We start from the raw sequence: 1,683 nt of genomic DNA, 5'->3' as shown, positions 1-1,683 counted from the left end.
CTAGGCAAAAAGGTTCCATTTTTGCCCATTGGGCATCAGTAAGTATGTATCTATCCATAGTACTATTATAAATTAATTAGTAGCCTTTGTTAATTCTCAACAAGCCCTAGTAAAAGGGCTTTTGTTTAAAATGATTATTGTGGTCGTGCTACATCACCATTTAATGCTTCTGGTAAATCCAAAACCTTTACACCAAGTTCTTCTAAAGCAACTGGTTTTGCAATTACAAGTGCGATATAGCCATCTTCACATGCAGCACTATTCACAACCTCAACATCTTTACTTAGCTGGCTAGCAGGAGAAGGCACAGTATCTTTGCCTTGGATTAAATGTAACCAATGTTTTGGTTTTGCTTTAAACCATAGACGTGCCACAATTTCCTGACCTAAATAACAACCTTTGTCAAAATGTACACCATCACGTTGATGCAAACGTAGTTCTTGTGGTTGAAACAAATGTTCTGTACTTTGACTAATCCATGCTTGACCTGACTGAATCGCTTGAATTTGCCAAGCATCGATGTCTGTCTCCACAGAAGAAAACTCAGTTTGAATGCCATTTAATGAAGGAAAAACAGATCCTATTTCTTCTAATTTCATTTTTGAAAAAGCACCAAACTTTTTAATATGTTTGGAAAACTCTTCGGCTTGATCTTGGGTGGTTACAAGTTCAAAACTTTCTGGATTTAATCTTTTAATCCATAACCCAAAATGAATACGTCCTTTTAAGTCACAAATAGCGGTATAGCGATTTTCATTTTCAGGCAGACGTTCTACATGAACAGTCACTTGACCCTGTAGAAATTTTTGCGCATCTACACCATTCAAGCTAAAAGCAGTAAAAGCAAGCTGACTCATAGATTAATCCCAAAGCTGCGTTCTTATCACTAAATATGGAGTGCTATTTTGCGCCATTTTTTACAAAAAAGCAGCTTTAGATTCTAGATATTCGGGTTCAATTGAGCGATTGAAGGAATAGTATTTCATGACTAAATCGGTATGATAGAGGCACGAATTAAAAATAACTTAGCCTGAGAATAATAATGAGTGGAACAGTACAACTACATCGTGTATTTAATGCACCACCAGTTCGTGTTTTTAAAGCCTTTCTCGATCCAGATGCCTTGGTAAAGTGGATGCACCTCATGGTTTTACTGCCAAAATCCATCACTTAGACCCACAAGAGGGTGGAACATACAAAATGTCATTTACTAACTTTTCAACTGGACAAATTCATTCATTTGGAGGAACGTATATTGAACTTATCCCGAATGAATTATTACGCTATACCGATAAGTTTGATGATCCTAATTTACTAGGTGAAATTCAGGTCAAAATAAAATTAAAATCAGTGGTAGTAGGAACCGAAGTGCATATTACTCAAGAGGGAATACCTGATGTTATTCCTGTTGAAGCGTGTTATTTTGGTTGGCAGGAATCTCTGTATTTATTGGGATTTCTGATTCAAGCTGAAATTCCAAATGAATAACAACTCCTTAGCTTAATTCAAACTAGCTAAATTTTTTCTTTGTACACGACAAATTTCATAGGGCCCTTGTCCTATCAGGCTTTTTCTTCCTTAAAATTGCGAGCACTTTCTTAAATTCTTCTTTTTTTCCAAAACCAATCAAACGTAGAATAGCCATTTGAACATAGTCCAAACCGTAGCGAAATAAACTTACTG

At 35.9% G+C, this 1,683-nt stretch carries 1 protein-coding gene and 2 pseudogenes; 1 reads left to right on the top strand and 2 read right to left on the bottom strand.

Annotated features, from left to right (window positions below; translation table 11 throughout):
• Positions 1–134 precede the first annotated feature (134 nt).
• Positions 135–857: a YgfZ/GcvT domain-containing protein gene (locus CDG56_RS16635; RefSeq protein WP_087548447.1), complete on the bottom strand. Its 723-nt coding sequence runs from the start codon at positions 855–857 to the stop codon at positions 135–137.
• A gap of 185 nt (positions 858–1,042) precedes the next feature.
• Here CDG56_RS16635 and CDG56_RS16630 point away from each other — a divergent pair.
• Positions 1,043–1,488 (top strand): annotated as a pseudogene (locus tag CDG56_RS16630) (SRPBCC family protein).
• A 55-nt stretch (positions 1,489–1,543) separates the two neighbouring features.
• Here CDG56_RS16630 and CDG56_RS16625 read toward each other — a convergent pair.
• Positions 1,544–1,683: pseudogene (locus CDG56_RS16625) on the bottom strand (IS4 family transposase); the annotation flags it as partial.

This window comes from Acinetobacter sp. WCHA39, from assembly GCF_002165385.1.
GTDB lineage: Bacteria > Pseudomonadota > Gammaproteobacteria > Pseudomonadales > Moraxellaceae > Acinetobacter.
This window is presented reverse-complemented; position numbering and strand designations above follow the sequence as displayed.